A 1,297-nucleotide genomic window follows, 5' to 3' on the forward strand; every position below is an offset into this window, starting at 1 on the left:
GGGCAGGTGACCGAGGGCGATGGGCGGGGGCCGATGGTCGAGGACCGAGGAGAAACAGTGGTCGAGGAGCGGATCCGCCAGGTCTTCGCCGAGGCGGGGGCCGAAGGCCGGCTGCACGCGATACCGGTCCACGGGCCTGCGAGGGCGCTCGGGGAGATGGGTGCCGGGGCGGGTGCGAAGTCCGTCGCAGGGGACGGCGCGGCGGCCGGTGCGGGAGCCGGGGCGGAGGAGCCGGGCGGGTGTGAGGTCGGCATCGGGGCCGACGACCCCGTCGTGATCGCCTCGATCTTCAAGGTGCTGCTGGTCCTGGAGTTCGCCCGACAGGTCGCCGCCGGCCAGCTGGACCCGCGGGAGCGGGTGCGGGTGACCGCGGCCGACCGGCTCGGCGGCTGGGGGACCGCCGGCTGTCTGGACGACGTCGAGCTGTCGCTGCGCGACCTGGCCCACTTCGCGATGTCGGTCAGCGACAACTCGGCGGCCGACCTGCTGCTGGCCCGCGTGGGCCTGGACACCGTACGGCTGCTCGCGGCGGAACTCGGCCTGCAGCGGACCCGGATCGTGGGCGGACCGCGAGACCTGCTGGAGTCGATGCTCGCGGAGGTCGGGGCGCGCGACGAGCGGGACTTCGCCGTCCGCTACCCCGCTCTGCCGGACGACCGCAAGAGACGGCTGGCCGTGCTGGATCCCCGCCGCACCACGGCGAGCACACCCCGCGAGATCACGCGGCTGCTCCGGCTCATCTGGACCGACGCCGCCGGCCCACCCGAAGCCTGCTCGTTCGTACGCGACCTGATGCTCCGGCAAGTCTTCCGGCACCGGTTGGTGTCGGGCTTCCCGGACGACGTCACGGTCGCGGCCAAGACCGGAACCCTGCCGGGACTGCACATGGAGGCGGGCGTCGTCCGCTACCCCGACGGCGGGTGCTACGCGGTCGCCGTCTTCGCCCGCACGCACGCCCTGGCCGCTTCACGTCCCACGGTGGACGCCGCGGCGGGCAGGGCGGCCGGAATCGCGGTCGGCTTCCTGCGCGGTGAGGGCCGGTGACCGGAGCGCATATGCGTTCGCATATCGACGTAGCCGAATTATGGTCTTGGACACGGGAGTTGACGTCCTGATCTTCTGACGCCATGACCCAGGACACACGTGCCACAGACCGAACGGACCGAGCAGACCGACCGGACGCGCCTTTCCGACGGGGCTTCGACCGTCGTACGGTGCTGCGCGGTGCCGCGCTCGGCGCGGCCTCCCCGCTGATCCCGGCCACGGCCGCCACGGCCGCCACCGCCACGGCCGCCAC

The 1,297-nt window shown here is 73.2% G+C and carries 1 protein-coding gene; it reads left to right on the forward strand.

Annotated elements, in window-relative coordinates; genetic code table 11:
- The first annotated feature begins 57 nt into the window (after window positions 1-57).
- Window positions 58-1,044: a serine hydrolase gene (locus AOK11_RS38170; RefSeq protein ID WP_055598189.1), complete on the forward strand. Its 987-nt coding sequence runs from the start codon at window positions 58-60 to the stop codon at window positions 1,042-1,044.
- Window positions 1,045-1,297: the final 253 nt, after the last annotated feature.

Origin of the sequence: Streptomyces hirsutus (assembly GCF_001418415.1) — a bacterium.
In the GTDB taxonomy this organism is placed as follows: Bacteria; Actinomycetota; Actinomycetes; order Streptomycetales; family Streptomycetaceae; genus Streptomyces; species Streptomyces hirsutus.